The organism is Pseudomonas cichorii (genome assembly GCF_015471405.1).
In the GTDB taxonomy this organism is placed as follows: domain Bacteria; phylum Pseudomonadota; class Gammaproteobacteria; order Pseudomonadales; family Pseudomonadaceae; genus Aquipseudomonas; species Aquipseudomonas serbiensis.
In genome coordinates, this window is record NZ_BLVZ01000026.1 from 1 (window position 1) to 18,467 (window position 18,467).

Genomic DNA, 18,467 nt, shown 5'->3' on the forward strand with positions numbered 1-18,467 from the left:
GCGCCCTGCAACGGGGTTTCTACGGCGACGTCATAGACGCGGGACGTGAGGATTTTCTTGACGTACTGTTCAAGCATCGGGGCGATATCACTGGCGAAGAGGGCAAGGCCGAGAAGTCTACTCCGCACTCCGATGAACGACCATACGAATGACGGGGCTTTGCGGCGCAGTCATCGCTATAATGCGGCCCCTTTTTGCACCTTTGGCACCGTGGAGCCAGCATGACTCAGGATCAACTCAAACAGGCCGTGGCTCAAGCCGCTGTCGATTTCATTCTTCCCAAGATCGACGACAAGAGCATCATCGGTGTCGGCACCGGCTCCACGGCCAACTGCTTCATCGATGCGCTGGCCAAACACAAGGCTGCGTTTGATGGTGCAGTTGCCAGTTCCGAAGCCACGGCAGCACGCCTCAAGAGCCATGGCATTCCGGTCTATGAACTCAATACGGTCAGCGATCTGGAGTTCTACATCGACGGCGCCGATGAAAGCGACGAGCACCTGAACCTGATCAAGGGCGGCGGTGCTGCGCTGACTCGCGAGAAAATCGTGGCCGCCGTGGCCAAGACCTTTATCTGCATCGCCGATGGCAGCAAGCTGGTGCCGGTGCTGGGCGCATTCCCGCTGCCGGTCGAAGTCATCCCTATGGCGCGCAGCCATGTTGCACGCCAACTGGTCAAGCTGGGCGGCGACCCGGTCTATCGTGAAGGCGTACTGACCGACAACGGCAATATCATTCTCGATGTCCACAACATGAGCATCACCAACCCGGTGGAGCTGGAAACGCAGATCAACGCCATCGTGGGCGTGGTCACCAACGGCCTGTTCGCGGCTCGCGGTGCAGACCTGCTGTTGCTGGGTACCGCCGAAGGTGTGAAAACCCTGACTCGCTAAACAGCGGGCAGTCTGGACCAGAGTTCCCGTCGCGGAACTCTGGCTTGAACGAAGCCTATGGCTTGCGAAACTTGTAGAACAGATTCGGCTCGCTCACTACGTAGAGCGTCCCCTCGTCATCCAGGGTAAAACCCTCGGCCTGCGGTACGTCCTTGCTCAAACCCAATTGGCCCTTTTTCAAGGAAGCGCTGGCAATCGGGCGACCTTCGTCATTGAGCTCCAGAATCTTTTTCGACTCATCGGACATGAGCAGCAAGTGCCCCGTAGGCGCATCGAAGTACAGGCTGGACATGTCGCGCACAAACAGGCCTGCATCGCGTTTTCTGTCGAAAATGACGCCAAGGCTGTTACTGCTCTGGGGGAAACCGCGTATTTCGACGATCTGCACCGGCTCGCTTTCCTTGGCGATGAACAGCCGCTGGCCCTTGATATCGTAGGCCAGGCCTTCAAAGCCCTTGTTGCGGCCCACATCGATACTCAGTGTCAGTTGCACCGCATCGGCGGCATCGAGGGTCTGGGTGTTGTCGTCTACATGAACCTTGAGCAAGCGCTGCTGGCGCTCGTCACTGATGACATAAACGCCAGGGCTGATGTACTCGATGGCTTCCGAATCGCCGAAACCGGTCAAGGGGATGCGCCGCAGGATGCGGCCATCCAGGCTCAGCTCGACCATTTCGTTCTTCTGGTTGGTTACCGTGAACAGGCTTTTGCGATCCGGGTCGTAACTCAGGGCCGAGACATCGTCCTCAAGCCCTTCAATCACCTGCCCTTCAATCTCGACCTTGTAGCGATCAAGACCGACCGTCTGCTGCAAATCCGGCTGCCAGAGCATCTGCCAGGCAAACGAAGCACGCTTCACGAAACGATATTCCCGATCCGCAAAAAACAGCAAGGCAGCCAGCGCAATCATCAACGAAAACAACAGGGCAGATCGAATAGGGAGACGCATCAAGGCAACTCAAATATTAATCGGGCAGCATGAATATCACGGGAATCTGAATTCATGCTTAATAGCGCAATGCCATTTCACGCTTCACTATTTGCGAAACGAATAAAACAGGTTCGGCTCGCTGACCATATACAACGTCCCCTCCTCGTCCAGCGCCACACCTTCTGCCCTCGGGATAGTGTCTTTCAAGCCGTTCATGCCACCCAGCAAGGTCATGAAGCTGACTTGCTGTCCGTTTTCGTCAATTTCCAGCAACAGGTGTGAATCGGCAGAAAGCACCAGCGTATGCCCGGTGCGAGGGTCGATACTCAATGAAGAAAGGTTGCGCACGTCCAGCGAGATACTGGTGACTTTTTGTTTCTCGCCCTTCAATACGTCACTGCCATCACTCTTCCATGTAAACAAGGCAGGCGGACGCTCTTCACCCAGCAATATCTGCTGACGGACCGGGTCCCAGGCCACGCCTTCAAAACCCTTGTTCTGGTTCTTTGAAGGGCCAAGGTCGTATTTGGGGAAATCGGCCATGTTCAGCGTCGTGGTCTCGGCGGTCACCCTGACGATGCTCAGTACATGCTGGCGTTCGTCGGTAATTCCGATCAGGCCGTCATTCAGGACGGCAATACCCTCGGGGTTGCTCCAGCCCACCAGGGGGATCTTGCGCAATACATCGCCCTTGAGGGTCAGCTCTACCAGGAACGGATGCTTGCCCATGACCGAGAACAATGTCTTGGTCACCGGGTTGTAAGACAGATCGGAGGCTTCGTCCTTCTCCATGCCGGACAATGGCTTGGCATCGATCTCTACCTTGTAGTCCGGGAGCCAGATGCTGGCGCTGCGGGACGCCTTGCTCTGGAAGCCTTCCTTGACCCATAGCAATGCACGATCATCCCAGTGCATCGCAAACGCCAGGGCATATCCCATGACCAGAACCAGTAGCAACCATGCATACCAACGCATGCCCAACAGACGGAAACGGCTATTTTGAGACGCGGGAAGCCTGGCCATTAATGAATTCCTGAGCTGATATAACGCAACCATAACCTAAAGCCCTCGGATGAGAGGCAGCCGGATTATCCAGATCAAGTGTGAAAAAAACGCCAATTGATGCTGCCAAGCCGGTTCAGTGTCTGTGGGAGGCAGCTTGCTGGCGACAGGGCCACAAGACAGAGCCAAAAAAAACGCCCGAGAGGTCATCTCAGGCGTTTTTCAAAAGCAGCAACCGGGCGTTTAACGAACGACGCTCTCAAAGCGGTTCTGGCCGGTCAGCTCAAGCACGATTTCGTCACCGGCCTCGAACGGCCCGACGCCTGCCGGGGTGCCAGTCATGATGATGTCACCGGCCTGCAACGAGAAGTTGGCGGCCATGTGCTGGATCATCGGCACGATCGGGTTAAGCATCAGGCTGCTGTTGCCATCCTGTACGACCTTGCCGTTGATGGTCAGGCGAATACCGATATCGGTCAGGTCCGGGTAGGTTTCGGCAGGCACGAAAGGAGCGATGACTGCAGCTCCGTCGAAACACTTGGCCAGCTCCCATGGCAGCCCTTTTTCGCGCAGACGCGACTGCACGTCACGCAAGGTCAGGTCCAGGCCCGGAGCAAAGCCACTGATGGCGTCGAGTACTTCTTCGCGGGAAGGGTTCTTGCTCAGCGGCTTGCCGATCAGGACGACGATTTCGGCTTCGTAATGCACGGAACCGCGATCTGCCGGAATGCTGAACCCGCCTTCCAGAGCAACCACGGAACTGCCGGGTTTCATGAACAGCAACGGCTCGGTCGGGACCGGATTGCCCAGTTCCTTGGCGTGTTCGGCATAGTTACGACCGATACAGACCACTTTGCCCAGCGGGAAGTGGATGCTCGTTCCATCGACATATTTGTGCTGGTAGCTCATGACGTCTCCTGGGTCTGATAATTCTGGCTTCGTTGAATAAGGTGTGTCGGCTGATCAAACAGCAAATATCTTGCCCGGGTTCATGATGCCGTTAGGGTCGAAGACCGCCTTCAGCGCTTTCATGTATTCGATTTCAGCAGGTGAGCGACTGTACGTCAGATAGTCACGCTTGGTCATCCCCACACCGTGCTCGGCAGAAATCGAGCCGTTGTATTTCTCCACTGTCTCGAACACCCATTTGTTGACCTTGGCACAGGTCTGGAAGAACTCGTTCTTGTCCAGACTCTCGGGCTTGAGAATGTTCAGATGCAGGTTGCCATCGCCAATATGGCCGTACCAGAGCACTTCGAAGTCAGGATAGTGCTCTGCAACGATGGCATCGATCTCGCCCAGGAAAGCCGGCACTTTCGAAACCGTGACCGAAATATCGTTCTTGTAGGGCGTGAAGTGGGAAATGGTTTCGGAAATGTATTCGCGCAGCTTCCACAGGTTCTGCAACTGTTGCTCGCTCTGGCTCATCACGCCATCGAGCACCCAGCCCTGCTCGACACAATGCTCGAAGGTCGCCAGGGCATCGTTGGCCACATCCTCGGTGGTCGCTTCAAACTCCAGCAGCACATAGAACGGGCAAGGCGTGTCGAATGGCGAAGGCACGTCGCCACGGGCCATGACGCGGGCAAACGACTTGTCGGAGAAGAACTCGAACGCCGTCAGGTCCAGCTTGCCGTGGAAGGCATGCAGCACAGGCATGATCGAATTGAAATCAGTGGTTCCCAGCACCATGGCGGTCAGGTTGCGGGGCGCACGATCGAGGCGCATGGTTGCTTCGACCACAAAGCCCAGCGTGCCTTCGGCGCCGATGAACAACTGACGCATGTCGTAGCCGGTGGCGTTCTTGATCAGGTCCTTGTTCAGTTCCAACAGGTCGCCCTTACCGGTGACGACCTTGAGGCCCGCGACCCAGTTGCGAGTCATTCCGTAGCGAATGACCTTGATCCCGCCAGCATTTGTGCCGATATTGCCGCCAATCTGACTGGAGCCCGAAGAAGCGAAATCCACCGGATAATACAGACCGTTATCCTGAGCCAGAGTCTGCAACTGCCGGGTGATCACGCCGGGCTGACAAACGGCCGTACGCTCCGTGACATTGAGCTCCAGGACCTGATTCATGTAGTCGAACGAAACCACCACTTCGCCATTAGCCGCTACCGCTGCGGCTGAAAGCCCTGTCCGGCCGCCCGAAGGCACCAGCGCCACAAGACGCTCGTTGGCCCAGCGCACGATGGCCTGAACTTGCTCGATGGTCTTGGGAAACACAATGGCCGTGGGGGCGGGCGTGAACTGCTTGGTCCAGTCCTTGCCGTAGGCTTCGAGAGAACCGCTATCGGTCAACACCTTGCCTGGCTCGACCAGGGTTTTTAGCTCATCAATCAAAGCGGGATTGGTCATGGACGCAACTCTCGAACAATTCATGGGCATCCTGAGAACGGTTCACGTTCGGGAATGGGGTTTCGCGGGGTGCATATGCTAGCATACGCCCCCCGCGAATCGTGCCTACGGCCGATCCGGCCCTCCTGCCATTTTTCCCCGGGACACAGGTTTACGCAGATGAGCAAGACTTCCCTCGACAAGAGCAAGATCAAGTTCCTTCTTCTCGAAGGCGTCCACCAATCCGCCGTTGACGTCCTCAAGGCCGCCGGCTACACCAGCATCGAGTACCACACCAAGTCTCTGCCGGAAGCCGAGCTGAAGGAAAAGATTGCCGACGCCCATTTCATCGGTATCCGCTCGCGCACCCAGTTGACTGAAGAGCTGTTCGACAGCGCCAAGAAACTGGTCGCCGTCGGTTGCTTCTGCATCGGCACCAACCAGGTTGACCTCGACGCAGCGCGTGAGCGCGGTATCGCGGTGTTCAACGCCCCGTACTCCAACACTCGCTCCGTAGCCGAGCTGGTGCTGGCCGAGGCCATCCTGCTGCTGCGCGGCATCCCGGAAAAGAACGCTTCCTGCCACCGTGGCGGCTGGATCAAGAGCGCGGCCAACTCCTTCGAGATCCGTGGCAAGAAACTGGGCATCATCGGCTACGGCTCGATCGGTACTCAATTGTCGGTACTGGCTGAAGGCCTGGGCATGCAGGTCTACTTCTACGACACCCTGACCAAGCTGCCGCTGGGCAACGCCACTCAGGTTGCCAGCCTGACCGAGCTGCTGGGCCTGGCCGACATCGTGACCCTGCACGTTCCGGAAACCACTGAAACCCAGTGGATGATCGGCGAGAAAGAAATTCGCGCCATGAAAAAGGGCAGCATCCTGATCAACGCCGCTCGCGGCACCGTGGTCGAGCTGGATGCCCTGGCAGACGCGATCAAGGACAAGCACCTGATCGGCGCTGCAATCGACGTGTTCCCGGTGGAGCCTCGCTCCAACGACGACATCTTCGAGAGCCCGCTGCGTGGCCTGGACAACGTGATCCTGACCCCGCACATCGGCGGCTCCACTGCCGAAGCTCAGGCCAACATCGGTCTGGAAGTTGCGGAAAAACTGGTCAAGTACAGCGACAACGGTACTTCGGTTTCCTCGGTCAACTTCCCGGAAGTGGCTCTGCCTGCTCACCCTGGCAAGCACCGCCTGCTGCACATCCACGAAAACATTCCGGGCGTGCTGAGCGAGATCAACAAGGTGTTCGCGGAAAACGGCATCAACATCTCCGGCCAGTTCCTGCAGACCAACGAGAAAGTCGGCTACGTGGTCATCGACGTGGACGCCGATTACTCGGACCTGGCACAAGAGAAGCTGCAACAGATCAAAGGCACCATCCGTAGCCGCGTTCTGTTCTGATAACGGCCATGTCCCGGTAGGGGCGAATTCATTCGCGAAGCAATTTCGCGGATAAATCCGCTCCTACTTGACGTTGATCGTGATCTTCTTCGACTCGACCGTCGGATTCAGCGGGATATGCGACTTGTCACCCAACAGCAACTGAAGGGTGTGGCTACCCGGTGGCAGGCTCAGCACGGTTTCAGTCTGGCCCTTGCCGAAGTGGCGGATATTGTCGGTGGTCGGTAGCGGAGCATTCGCTGCAGGCTCATCTTTTACATCGATCAGCAAATGATGATGGCCAGTCTCGGGTATATCGACACCTGCTGGCGCAACACCCATCCCTTTCAGACCAAACTGCACCTTGAACGGCGACGTCACGGTTTCTCCGTCCTTGGGCGAGATGATGTAAACCTCCGCGCCCGCAGGCGAAGCGGTACGCGGGATATCGGCCGCATGAATAAAGGTCGACGCTGCCAGCAACAGACCTGCGAGGGCAGTTCTGGAAAATAGGGATGTCATGATCTCTCCGGGCGTTTATGAGACTACCTATCGGACCTGAACCCATGCCTTCGGTTCAGCACAGTTCTTTACGATAGTCCTACCCCCAGGAGAATGGGGCTCATGACACAGATTTCATGAAGCCGGACGGCCTCAGAGAAACAGTTCGTTGCCCCGACGCCGGAACCAGCCGGTCAAGGACAGCCGCTCGCGGGTGGCAGGCAGCACTTCATGGGGGATATCGCCGGACAGGAACACCACCAGACAACCGCCTGCAGGCTGGACGTCATAGGTCACGTCACCCTTGAGGTACATGCGCAATTGCCCGCCATGCTCGGGCAGCCAGGCCTGATTCAGATAGAGCACGGCCGAGACCATGCGCTTGTCATCATCACGAAAGCGATCCACATGCTTGAGGTAGAACGCCCCTGGCGGATAAAGGGCAAAATGGCTTTCGTAATCTTCCAGCCCCAGGAACAGACCGCGATTGAGCGCCAGACGCAAGCTGTCCATCAACTCCAGATAGCGGTCGCTGCACTCGGCCTGCCCCGCCTCAAGCCACTGGATATGGTCGCCGCGAATACCTTCGCGCACTTCCTGCGCAAGCCCTCGTCCGACACCGGCAGGCTCAAGCTCACCCTCGGCTGCACGTCGATGGCACTCTTGTGCCAGTTCGCGGGTCAGACCTTCGGGCAGGAAAATATTCTGCTGCGACCAGCCATTGGCGGCCAGGTCGTCGACGATTCGCAACAGGAGTGGGTGATCGGGAGATATGCGCATGGCGTGCATAGTATCCATAAGCCCCTGAATTCGACAGAGGCGTGTATGTCGCACGATCATGTGCGGGTGTTTTCATGCAACAAGGGCAGTCATAACTCGACAAATCCCCGTGAACACCCCGAGAATAGCGACCTGCCGACAGGAGTCCCGAATGCGTCGTTTGTTTGTTTTGCTGTTGATGTTCTGCGCCTTGCCCGCCTGGGCAGACGGCCACGATCAGTTGTACAAGGCCGCCGGCTGGCCAGAACAGCGCGCGCATTTCAACGATGCCATCAAGGCTGCTCAACAACGCTACCGCGAAAATCTGCCGCCAGCGGTATTTCAGGCATTGGTCAATAACAGCAACCAGCGCTTTGCACCGCAGGCCATGGATCAGCGGGCAGAAAAGCGCCTTCGTGAAAGCCTTCAAGACCCGGCACCTGCGCTGCGGTTCTTCCAGTCCCCGCTGGGACGCAAGATCGTCAAGGCAGAGTTGACGGCGACCCGCGCTGACCAGTTGGCCAAGCACGCTCAGGGGCTGCCCCAGATCGAAGCCGACGCGACCCGCCAGTTGTTGATCGGCCATCTGGCCCAGGCGCTGCCCGCCAAACAGGCCGGCGCAGAAGTCAGCCTCGCCATTGCCGGCGTGGCAGCCGACAGCCTGAGCCAGATGATTCCGGGCCTTCTGGGCGGCGGACAGGCACAAGGCATGCTTGAAGGGCAGCGCGAACGTCTGATGGCGCAGATCAGTGCAGACCTGAACAACACGCTGTTGTACGTCTACCGCGACTTGTCCGATCCGGAACTGGAAGAGTTTTCGAGTTTCGCTGAATCAGCGGAAGGCCGGGCCTACTATCAGGCAGCCCTGGCCGCGATCCGCGCAGGGCTTGCAGTCGGACAAAGCACCTCCAGCCTGGCTCCAGCCATGTAATCCGCTTGGGCTCAGTCCATGCGCCCTTTCAGAAACTCGAAATATCGCGCCCGGAACTCCGGCATTTCATTGGCCAGATGATGCCGCGCCTTGCCGAGCATCAGGATCTGCGGCTCGCTGAACTTGGCCTTGAGCACCGTCAGATTGTGATTCCAGTCAACCGTCATGTCCGCATCGCCCTGAATGATCAGCGGGCTGCGCGTACTGCGCGGCGCACGCTCAATCTGCACGATCCAGCGCGACAAGGCTCCCACCCAGGCGGTCGGCAGACGGCGCGGCTGCAATGGATCGGCCAGCAGGAATGGCAGGAAAGCCGGAGCATTGGTGTTCTCGGAAAACCGCCGGGCAATGCCGTCCACAAAAGGCTTGAGCATGTAATAACTGAGCTTTGACCAACCCCAGGCACGAGGCCGAACCAGTGGCGACAAGAGAATCGCCTTGCCCTGCGCCGGGCTGTCATTGCCCTGATTGAGCAAATGGTCGATCACGATTGCCCCACCAGTGCTTTGTCCGCACAGATGCCAGGGCTGTGGCAGGTTCAGGCTCTCGGCCTCCAGCAGCAAACGCTGCAATACCGCCTGATACTCGGCAAAGTCATTGATGCTCGCCCTGCTGCCGCTGGACAGCCCATGCCCCGGCAAGTCGCAGGAAATCACGGCAAAACCCTGGGACAGCGCCCATTCGATCACGTACCGATACAGGCCCATGTGGTCATAGAAACCATGGAACAGAAACAGGGTTGCCACAGGCTGCTCGGGCAACCAGACCTGCCCGACAATCTCATACCCCCCGACATCCAGGCGCCCGAGCCAGCTGCGTATGACATTCTCGCCACCAAGCCCCGCCAGGCCATAGAAACGCTGATAGAGCTGCCCATCCAGAGAGAGCGATTCCATCGCACTCAGCGGTGACAGCGTGGCGCGTAATTGATCAGGGTCAAACGTTGCAGACATAAGGCTTCCAGATTCCGACATGACCTTGAAAAGACAGTGTAGCGATATTCATCTGTCTGCTCGGGCGTGGCAAGCTACGCCACCCTAAATAGAAACGTCTGTCATGAAAGCCTCACAGCGCCGCAACCTGTTTGCCTGCTTGTTCGTCCTGATCTGTGCGGCAGGATTGTGGATGGCCCATGACTGGTTTCAGAGCCGCTACGTGCGCACTTTCAGTGATCAGACCGCCCTGTTCACTGGCGATAGCCTGAGCCTTCCACCCGAACTGGCTGGCAAGGGACGTATTCGTCTGGTGCATTTCAAGGACCCGTCCTGCCCGTGCAATGTCGGCAACCAGCAGCATCTGTCTGAGTTGATTGAGCACTTCGGTGGCGACAAAGGAGTGGATTTCTATGTCGTGCAGAAGCCCGGTACGCCCGAACCATCGTCACAAACAGCCGATACGATCAAAACACTGAGCACGCTTGCGGGTGCCGAAAAAATCACCGTCAGCCCGGCAGTCGCCATCTGGGATCGCGACGGCAAACTCGCGTATTTCGGGCCTTACAGCGAGGGGCTGACCTGCAACTCCGGCAACAGCTTCATCGAGCCGATCCTGCACGCCCTGCTCGACGGTCGCAACGTGAACAGCACAAACACCATGGCCGTGGGCTGTTACTGCGCCTGGCAATAAATATCCCGAGTGCCCATCCGTTCATGTAGAGACCGTTTTGCCCTGTTGCGGCGGCCTGTTCGCGAATGAATTCGCTCCACAGGGCGGTGTGGGAGCGAATTCATTCGCGAAAACCATCCACTCCTGTAGCCTGCACATCCCCTGCCCGAGCCTTTCATAGGGAAGTTTTAATGAAGCGCATCCTTGCCATTCTCGCCATTCTCATCGCACTGCTTGCAGCAGCCGCTGGCTGGTATATCCATAGCAAACAGCCGGTGCGAGACGGCGAAATTGCCATGACACATTTGCAGGCGCCGGTCAGCGTGCGCTACGACGAACGCGGCGTGCCGCATATTCGGGCCGAGAACGAAGCGGACATGTATCGCGCCCTCGGCTACGTCCATGCGCAGGACCGCCTGTTCCAGATGGAGATGCTGCGCCGTCTGGCACGAGGCGAACTGGCCGAAATCCTGGGGCCCAACCTGATCGGAACCGACAAGATGTTCCGCAGTCTGCGCATACGCGAACACGCCGATGCGTACGTCGCCCGCCAGAACCCGCAAGCCCCGTCCTGGAAAGCGCTGCAAGCCTACCTGGATGGCGTCAACCAGTATCAGGACACCCACGCAAAACCGATGGAGTTCGATGCACTGGGTATCCCGAAACGCCCTTTCACGGCTGAGGACACCCTGAGCATCGCCGGCTACCTGGCCTACAGCTTTGCTGCGGCCTTTCGGACCGAACCACTGCTGACCTATGTGCGCGACGAACTCGGCCCGCAGTACCTGAAGGTTTTTGATCTGGACTGGCACCCTCAAGGCATGCTCGATCAAAAACCAGCCCTGTCCAGTGCCGACTGGAAAGACCTCAACACCCTCGCGCAACTAAGCCACGAAGCTGTCGCAGCCGCCGGCCTGCCACAGTTTGAGGGCAGCAATGCCTGGGCAGTGTCCGGCAGCCGTACCCAAAGCGGCAAACCCTTGCTTGCGGGCGATCCGCACATCAGTTTTTCAGTGCCGTCCGTATGGTACGAAGCACAACTCTCCGCACCGGGCTTTGAGTTGTACGGCCATTATCAGGCCCTCAACCCGTTCGCGTTCCTTGGCCACAACATGGACTTCGGCTGGAGCCTGACCATGTTCCAGAACGACGACGTGGACCTGATTGCCGAAAAGACCAACCCCGAAAACCCGAACCAGGTCTGGTATCAGGGCAAATGGGTGGACATGACCAGCACCGAACAACAGATCAAGGTCAAGGGCCAGCCAGATGTAGCACTGACCCTGCGCCAGTCGCCCCACGGCCCGATCGTCAACGATGTGGTGGGCAAGAACGGGGGCAAGGCTCCCATTGCCATGTGGTGGTCGTTCCTGGTGTCGGAAAACCCGGTACTCGATGGTTTCTATGAAGCCAACCGCGCCAACACACTGGAAAAAATGCGGCATGCCTCCGAGAAGATCCAGTCGCCGGGCCTTAACATTGTCTGGGCCAACAATCAGGGCGATATCGGCTGGTGGGCGGCAGCACAACTGCCGATCCGGCCTGAAGGGGTCAACCCCGCCTACATTCTGGATGGCAGCACGGCGCAGGCCGACAAGCTTGGCTTCTACCCGTTCAGCGCCAACCCGCAGGAAGAAAACCCGGCGCGTGGCTATATCATCTCGGCCAACTTCCAGCCGCTGTCGCCGACCGGCATGCAGATTCCGGGCTATTACAACCCGGCCGACCGCGGGCAGTACCTGAACAGGCAACTGAGCGACCCGGCGATCAAGTGGGATCTGAACAACAGCAAGGCGCTGCAACTGGGCACTCGAACCGACTACGCCCAAAACATCCTGACGCCATTGATTCCGGTTCTGCGCAGCGAGATCACCGATCCGGAAGAACTGGCACTGGTGGAGCGCCTGGCCCAATGGAAAGGCGATTATCCGGTCGATTCTGTAGGCGCAACCCTGTTCAGCCAGTTCCTGTTTGACCTGACAGAGGAAACCTTTCACGACGAACTGGGTGACGGCTTCTTTGAAACCCTGACCACATCACGGGTACTCGATGCGGCCCTGCCACGTCTGGCAGCCGATGCGAATTCACCCTGGTGGAACAATCGCCATTCACCGCATACCGAGAGTCGCGCCAATACAGTCAAGGTTGCGTGGCGCGCCAGTGTTTCGCACTTGAAATCCATGTATGGCAACAACCCGGACGAGTGGGTGTGGGGCAAAGTACATACCCTGACCCATGGTCATCCGCTGGGTTCGCAAAAGCCGCTGGACCGCATATTCAATGTCGGCCCTTATGCCGCGCCGGGCAGCCATGAGGTTCCCAACAACCTCTCGTCACGCCTGCGCACGGCACCATGGCCGGTCAATTACGGCCCATCGACCCGTCGCCTGATCGACTTCGCCGACCCGGCCCACAGCCTGGGTATCAACCCGGTCGGACAAAGCGGTGTGCCGTTCGACCGGCATTATTCGGATCAGGCCAAGGCGTACATCAACGGCGAGTATGTGCCACAGCGCTTCAGCGAGAAGGACGTTGAGGAGCATACCGAGGGGCTGTTGAAGCTGGTGCCGGGGAAATAACCCGGGAGCGGATTCATTCGCGAATGGCCTCAATGGCCTCTTCGCGGATGAATCCGTTCCTACAGGTCAGGCAGTACGCGGCTTGTAGGTATCGGCAGCGCTTTCTTCGATGGCCTGCTGGATGGCGCGCTTGCGGCGCTCCTCGGCCCTGCGGGTGAAGTACCAGACCAGGAAAGTCACCAGCGAAACCGCCAGCAGGATCAGGCTGGCCACTGCGTTGATTTCCGGCTTCACGCCCAAGCGAACAGCAGAAAACACTTCCATCGGCAATGTCGTCGAGCCCGGCCCGGATACGAAGCTGGCCAGTACCAGATCGTCCAGCGACAGGGCAAAGGACATCATGCCGCCCGCGGCCAGCGATGGCGCGATCATCGGGATGGTGATCAGGAAAAACACCTTCCACGGCCGGGCGCCCAGGTCCATGGCCGCTTCTTCGATGGACAGGTCCAGCTCACGCAGACGCGACGACACCACCACTGCGACATAGGCCGAGCAGAAGGTGGTGTGGGCGATCCAGATGGTGACGATGCCACGCTCCTGCGGCCAGCCGATCAACTGCGCCATGGCCACGAACAGCAGCAACAGCGACAGACCGGTAATCACTTCCGGCATGACCAGCGGTGCAGTGACCAGCCCGCCAAAGACCGTACGGCCCTTGAAACGCGAGATTCGGGTCAGGACAAAAGCCGCCATGGTACCCAGCGCAACAGCGGCAATCGCTGTATAGAGCGCGATTTCCAGCGAGCGCCATACCGAGCCCATCAGTTGGGTATTGTCCAGCAGGCCGACATACCACTTGACCGACCAGCCACCCCAGACGGTTACCAGCTTGGAGTCGTTGAACGAGTAGATGACCAGGATGACCATCGGCGCGTAGATGAACAGCAGGCCAAGGATGAGCATCAGGTTCGAGAATCGAAAGCGGTTCATACCTTGCCCTCCAGTTCTTTAGCCTGGCTACGGTTGAACAGAATGATGGGCACGATCAATACCAGCAGCATGATTACCGCCAGCGCCGAAGCAACCGGCCAGTCACGGTTGTTGAAGAACTCTTGCCACAGGACACGCCCGATCATCAGGGTTTCCGGGCCACCCAGCAGTTCAGGGATCACGAATTCGCCCACTACCGGAATGAACACCAGCATGCAGCCCGCAATCACGCCGTTCTTGGAGAGCGGCACAGTGATTTTCCAGAAGCTGTTGAAGGTACTGGAACCCAGATCCGATGCGGCTTCCAGAAGGCTCGGGTCGTGTTTGACCAGGTTGGCGTACAGCGGCAGGATCATGAACGGCAGGTAGGAATAAACCACACCGATGTAGACCGCCAGGTTGGTATTGAGGATCTGCAACGGCTCGTCGATCAGGCCCAGCCACATCAGGAAGGCGTTGAGCAGCCCGTTGTTGCTGAGGATGCCCATCCAGGCATAGACGCGAATCAGAATCGCCGTCCAGGTCGGCATCATGATCAGCAGCAACAGCACGGTCTGCATGTCCTTGCGGGCGTTGGCGATGGCGTAAGCCATGGGGTAGCCGATCAACAGGCACAGCAAGGTGCTGAAGAATGCCATCTTCAGCGAGCCCAGATAGGCCGAGATATAGAGATCATCACCGCTCAACAGCGTGTAGTTGGCCAGATTCAGGACCAGTTGCAGCTTGTCCTCGGCGTAACTGAAGATCTCGGTATACGGTGGGATCGCCACATCCGCCTCGGCGAAGCTGATCTTGAGAACGATCAGGAACGGCAAGGCGAAAAACAGAAACAGCCAGAGAAACGGCGCACCAATGACCAGTTGCCGGCCATTGGGCGTGATGCGCTGGAGCGCACGTTTGATCTTGCGGATTTTCATGAGCGCAGTACCACGCCGCTGTCATCTTCCCACCACACGTAGACTTCATCACCCCAGGTGGGCCGGGTGCCCTGGCGCTCGGCGTTGGCGACGAAGGACTGCACCAGCTTGCCGCCGGGCAACTCGACATGGAATACCGAGTGACCGCCCAGATAGGCGATGTCATGTACCTTGCCGCGCGACCAGTTGTGCTCGAAGGTCGGCTGTTCAGTGGTGATCAACAGTTTTTCCGGGCGCAGTGCATACGTGATGTGCTTGTCTTCCACCGACGTGGTCACGCCGTGCCCGATATAGATCTGGCGCTCAAGGTCGGGACTCCGAATCAGCGCATAGCCTTCCATGTCCTCGATCACCTCGCCCTCGAACAGATTGACGCTGCCGATGAACTCGCAGACCAGTCGGCTGGTAGGCGTTTCGTAGATGTCGATAGGGCTGCCGATCTGGGCGATCCAGCCCAGGTGCATGATCGCGATGCGTGCGGCCATGGTCATGGCCTCTTCCTGATCGTGGGTCACCATCACACAGGTCACACCAACGCGCTCGATGATCTCCACCAGTTCCAGTTGCATCTGCGAACGCAGCTTCTTGTCCAGCGCGCCCATGGGCTCGTCGAGCAGCAGCAACTTGGGCTTCTTGGCCAGCGAGCGGGCCAGGGCCACGCGCTGACGCTGGCCACCGGAAAGCTGATGCGGCTTGCGCTTGGCGTACTGGGTCATGTGTACCAGCTTGAGCATCTCGGCCACACGGGCTTCGATCTCTTCCTTGGGCAGCTTGTCCTGCTTGAGGCCGAAGGCGATGTTGTCGGCCACGGTCATGTGCGGGAACAGCGCGTAGGACTGGAACATCATATTGATCGGACGTTCGTAGGGCGGCATGTCGGTGATGTCGACGCCGTCCAGGAAGATACGCCCCTCGGTCGGGCGCTCGAAACCGGCCAGCATGCGCAGCAATGTGGACTTGCCTGACCCGGAACCGCCGAGCAGGGCGAAGATCTCGCCCTTGTTGATTTGCAGGGACACATCGTCCACGGCAACCGTCTCGTCGAACTTTTTTGTGACTCGATCGATCCTGACCAGAACCTCTGTGGGTTGCTGACCGCCTTCGATGGCTTTCTTGTAGGCGCCGGAGGCAACTGGCATGGGTGAAACTCCCAACAAATAGGTATGCAGCCCGACCCGTGCGGTCGGGCGCTGGATTTTTTATTTCCCCGACTTGACCTTGGTCCAGCTGCGGGTCATCAAACGTTGCACCTTGGGTGGCAACTCACTATTCACGAACAGCCTGTCCAGCACTTCCTGAGGCGGGTAGACCGCTTCATCGGTGCGAATGTCCTGATCCATCAGATCACCGGACGCCGGTGTCGGGTTGGCATAACCGACTTCATCACTGACTTTGGCGATCACCGCAGGATCAAGCAGATAGTTGATGAAGGCGCTGGCTTGCTTGACGTTTCTGGAGTCAGCCGGGATAGCCAGCATGTCGAACCAGAGATTGCCGCCCTCCTTGGGAATGGCGTAGGCAATCTTCACGCCTTTGTCCGCCTCTTCTGCACGGTCGCGAGCCTGGAAGACATCGCCCGAAAAACCGGCCGCAACGCAGATATCGCCGTTGGCCAGATCGGTAATGTATTTGGATGAATGGAAATAGGTGACATAAGGACGTACCGCCAACAGCTTGGCTTCAGCCTTCTTGTAATCGGCTTCCTTGGTGCTGTTGGGGTCCAGGCCCATGTAGTTGAGCACGGCCGGAATCATTTCATCGGCTGAATCGAGGAACGCCACGCCGCAACTGGAGAGTTTCTTGATGTTCTCGGGCTCGAACAGCACGGACCAGGAGTCGATCCTGTCGACACCCAGCGCTGCCTTTACCTTCTCGACGTTATAACCGATGCCATTGGTGCCCCACAGATAAGGCACGGCGTACTGGTTGCCCGGATCGTTCTTCTCCAGACGCTTGAGCAGCGCAGGATCGAGGTTCTTGTAGTTGGGCAGCAGCGACTTGTCGAGCTTCTGGAACGCTCCAGCCTTGATCTGCTTGCCCAGGAAATGGTTGGACGGCACTACCACGTCGTAACCGGTACGCCCGGCCAGCAGCTTGGCTTCCAGGGTTTCGTTGGAGTCGAATACGTCGTACAACGGCTTGATGCCGGTCGTGGTTTCAAAATCCGCCAGAGTGGTCTTGCCGATGTAATCGGACCAGTTGTAGATGTGTACGGTGGACTCAGCCTGAGCACCGGTAGCCATTGCCAGAACCGCAACAGCGAGCATCGATTTGGCCAATAAAGAAATAGACACGTAAACAATCCTTTTCAGTATGGGGTCTGGTGCCCGTATCGGTGAGCTGAAAAATGGGTCGGCAACTTACCGTTGATGACTGCAAATCGCAAAGAACTTTATATGACGCACCGCCCGCAGGAGCGGATTCATCCGCGAAAGCTCTTGTTCAGACGCCGCAATTGCATTGAATGAAAAGAGCTTAGCGAATGAATTCGCTCCTACCGGAAGGCGGTTACTTGCCCGATTTGATCTTGGTCCAGCTGCGGGTCAGGATCCGCTGGGTAGCAGCAGGCAAGTCAGCAATTGCATAGAGCTTGGCCTGTACGTCTGCAGGTGGATAGACACCCGGATCGCTGGTGATTTCCTTGTTGACCAGCGCAGTCGCTGCCGAGTTACCGTTCGGGAAACGTACTTCGTTGGTGATTTCAGCCATGATTTCCGGCTTCATCAGGAAGGTCATGAACTTGTAGGCACCGTCGACGTTCTCGGCATCCTTGGGGATCGCGACCATGTCAAAGAAGCTGCCAGCACCCTCTTTCGGAATGTTGTAGCTGACCTTGACCTTGCCACCCGCTTCTTCCGCACGCGCCTTGGCCTGGTAGATATCACCCGAGTAGCCGACCGCTACGCAGATGTTGCCGTTGGCCAGGTCGGAGATGTACTTGGAGGAGTGGAAGTAGGCAATCGAAGGACGAATCTTCAGGAACAGTGCCTCGGCTTCGGCGAGTTGCTTCTTGTCCTGGGAGTCGGTCGGGTAGCCCAGGTAATGCAGAGCGATCGGCAACATTTCGGTTGGCGAATCTAGGAAGCTGATACCGCAGGACTTCAGCTTGGCTGCGTTTTCAGGCTTGAACAGCAGATCCCAGGAATTGACCGGCGCATCGGCACCCAGAGCGGCCTTGACCTTCTCGGGGTTGAAGCCGATACCGATCGAGCCCCACATGTACGGGAAAGCGTGCTTGTTGCCCGGGTCGCTGACCGAAACGGCCTTGAGCAGGTCCTTGTTCAGGTTGCCATAATTGGGCAGCTTGGACTTGTCCAGTTCCTGATAGACGCCAGCCTTGATCTGCTTGGCCAGGAAATTGTTGGACGGCACAACGATGTCATAACCGGACTTGCCCGCCAGCAGCTTGGCTTCCAGTGTTTCGTTGCTGTCGAAAACGTCGTAGACCACCTTGATGCCGGACTCTTTCTCGAATTTGGCAACGGTGTCCGGTGCGATGTAATCGGACCAGTTATAAACGTGCAGCACTTTGTCATCGGCCTGTGCAGTTGCGGCCACCACGCCCATGAGGGACAAGGCGAGAAGGGTCTTGCCAAATTTTTTCATGCGTACAGCTCCAATGTTTTATCACTGACCGTTAGATTAGCGGCTTCTAGCCATTAGTCTGGCAAGTTCCGGTTCGAGCTTTCAAGC

General features: G+C 57.9%; 18 protein-coding genes. 5 read left to right on the forward strand and 13 right to left on the reverse strand.

Annotated elements, in window-relative coordinates; translation table 11 throughout:
• The coding region (locus JL015_RS28215) for a hypothetical protein (RefSeq protein ID WP_374063560.1) at window positions 1-77 on the reverse strand (77 nt) is incomplete at its 3' end.
• A 144-nt stretch (window positions 78-221) separates the two neighbouring features.
• On the opposite strand from JL015_RS28215, the gene rpiA reads away from it, so the two are divergent.
• The gene (gene rpiA, locus JL015_RS27260; protein ID WP_201007215.1) at window positions 222-893 is read left to right on the forward strand and encodes a ribose-5-phosphate isomerase RpiA; all 672 of its coding nucleotides are present in this window, start codon (window positions 222-224) and stop codon (window positions 891-893) included.
• Window positions 894-948: 55 nt separating this feature from the next.
• On the opposite strand, the gene JL015_RS27265 is transcribed toward rpiA, so the two are convergent.
• The 4 genes from JL015_RS27265 to JL015_RS27280 form a co-directional block, all read right to left on the reverse strand.
• Entirely contained in the window at window positions 949-1,842 is an 894-nt protein-coding gene (locus tag JL015_RS27265; RefSeq protein WP_201020658.1) for an SdiA-regulated domain-containing protein, read from the reverse strand.
• Between the two features lie 87 nt (window positions 1,843-1,929).
• Entirely contained in the window at window positions 1,930-2,847 is a 918-nt protein-coding gene (locus JL015_RS27270; RefSeq protein ID WP_201020659.1) for an SdiA-regulated domain-containing protein, read from the reverse strand.
• Window positions 2,848-3,069: 222 nt separating this feature from the next.
• Window positions 3,070-3,735: a fumarylacetoacetate hydrolase family protein gene (locus tag JL015_RS27275; protein ID WP_201007218.1), complete on the reverse strand. Its 666-nt coding sequence runs from the start codon at window positions 3,733-3,735 to the stop codon at window positions 3,070-3,072.
• 54 nt (window positions 3,736-3,789) lie between these two features.
• The gene (locus JL015_RS27280) at window positions 3,790-5,184 is read right to left on the reverse strand and encodes an FAD-binding oxidoreductase (protein WP_201020660.1); all 1,395 of its coding nucleotides are present in this window, start codon (window positions 5,182-5,184) and stop codon (window positions 3,790-3,792) included.
• Between the two features lie 159 nt (window positions 5,185-5,343).
• Here JL015_RS27280 and serA point away from each other — a divergent pair, with 159 nt between their 5' ends.
• Entirely contained in the window at window positions 5,344-6,573 is a 1,230-nt protein-coding gene (gene serA, locus JL015_RS27285) for a phosphoglycerate dehydrogenase (protein ID WP_201007220.1), read from the forward strand.
• Window positions 6,574-6,636: 63 nt separating this feature from the next.
• On the opposite strand, the gene JL015_RS27290 is transcribed toward serA, so the two are convergent.
• Window positions 6,637-7,074 carry a DUF4399 domain-containing protein gene (locus JL015_RS27290; protein ID WP_201020661.1) on the reverse strand — a complete coding sequence of 146 codons (438 nt, stop codon included), beginning with the start codon at window positions 7,072-7,074 and terminating at the stop codon, window positions 6,637-6,639.
• Between the two features lie 132 nt (window positions 7,075-7,206).
• Entirely contained in the window at window positions 7,207-7,842 is a 636-nt protein-coding gene (locus tag JL015_RS27295) for a 2OG-Fe(II) oxygenase (RefSeq protein WP_201020671.1), read from the reverse strand.
• 142 nt (window positions 7,843-7,984) lie between these two features.
• Between JL015_RS27295 and JL015_RS27300 the strand changes: the two genes are divergently transcribed.
• Window positions 7,985-8,743 carry a DUF2059 domain-containing protein gene (locus JL015_RS27300; RefSeq protein WP_201007222.1) on the forward strand — a complete coding sequence of 253 codons (759 nt, stop codon included), beginning with the start codon at window positions 7,985-7,987 and terminating at the stop codon, window positions 8,741-8,743.
• An 11-nt stretch (window positions 8,744-8,754) separates the two neighbouring features.
• Here JL015_RS27300 and JL015_RS27305 read toward each other — a convergent pair whose 3' ends face one another.
• Entirely contained in the window at window positions 8,755-9,696 is a 942-nt protein-coding gene (locus JL015_RS27305) for an alpha/beta hydrolase (RefSeq protein WP_201020662.1), read from the reverse strand.
• 103 nt (window positions 9,697-9,799) lie between these two features.
• On the opposite strand from JL015_RS27305, the gene JL015_RS27310 reads away from it, so the two are divergent.
• Window positions 9,800-10,369, forward strand: a complete 570-nt coding sequence (locus JL015_RS27310; RefSeq protein ID WP_201020663.1) for a DUF6436 domain-containing protein — start codon at window positions 9,800-9,802, stop codon at window positions 10,367-10,369.
• Between the two features lie 170 nt (window positions 10,370-10,539).
• Complete coding sequence (locus JL015_RS27315; RefSeq protein WP_201020664.1) at window positions 10,540-12,927, forward strand: penicillin acylase family protein; 2,388 nt, start codon at window positions 10,540-10,542, stop codon at window positions 12,925-12,927.
• Window positions 12,928-12,993: 66 nt separating this feature from the next.
• On the opposite strand, the gene JL015_RS27320 is transcribed toward JL015_RS27315, so the two are convergent.
• From JL015_RS27320 to JL015_RS27340, 5 genes are all read right to left on the reverse strand, one after another.
• The gene (locus JL015_RS27320; protein WP_201020665.1) at window positions 12,994-13,857 is read right to left on the reverse strand and encodes an ABC transporter permease subunit; all 864 of its coding nucleotides are present in this window, start codon (window positions 13,855-13,857) and stop codon (window positions 12,994-12,996) included.
• Window positions 13,854-14,774: an ABC transporter permease subunit gene (locus JL015_RS27325; RefSeq protein ID WP_201007230.1), complete on the reverse strand. Its 921-nt coding sequence runs from the start codon at window positions 14,772-14,774 to the stop codon at window positions 13,854-13,856. The genes JL015_RS27320 and JL015_RS27325 overlap by 4 nt, the downstream gene beginning before the upstream one ends.
• A complete protein-coding gene (gene potA / locus JL015_RS27330) occupies window positions 14,771-15,913 on the reverse strand; it encodes a polyamine ABC transporter ATP-binding protein (RefSeq protein ID WP_201020666.1) in 1,143 nt (380 codons plus the stop codon). The genes JL015_RS27325 and potA overlap by 4 nt, the downstream gene beginning before the upstream one ends.
• Window positions 15,914-15,973: 60 nt before the next feature.
• Window positions 15,974-17,041 carry a polyamine ABC transporter substrate-binding protein gene (locus JL015_RS27335; protein WP_374063561.1) on the reverse strand — a complete coding sequence of 356 codons (1,068 nt, stop codon included), beginning with the start codon at window positions 17,039-17,041 and terminating at the stop codon, window positions 15,974-15,976.
• Window positions 17,042-17,282: 241 nt separating this feature from the next.
• On the reverse strand, window positions 17,283-18,380 hold the full coding sequence (locus JL015_RS27340; protein ID WP_201007235.1) for a polyamine ABC transporter substrate-binding protein: 1,098 nt from the start codon (window positions 18,378-18,380) through the stop codon (window positions 17,283-17,285).
• Between the last annotated feature and the right edge of the window lie 87 nt (window positions 18,381-18,467).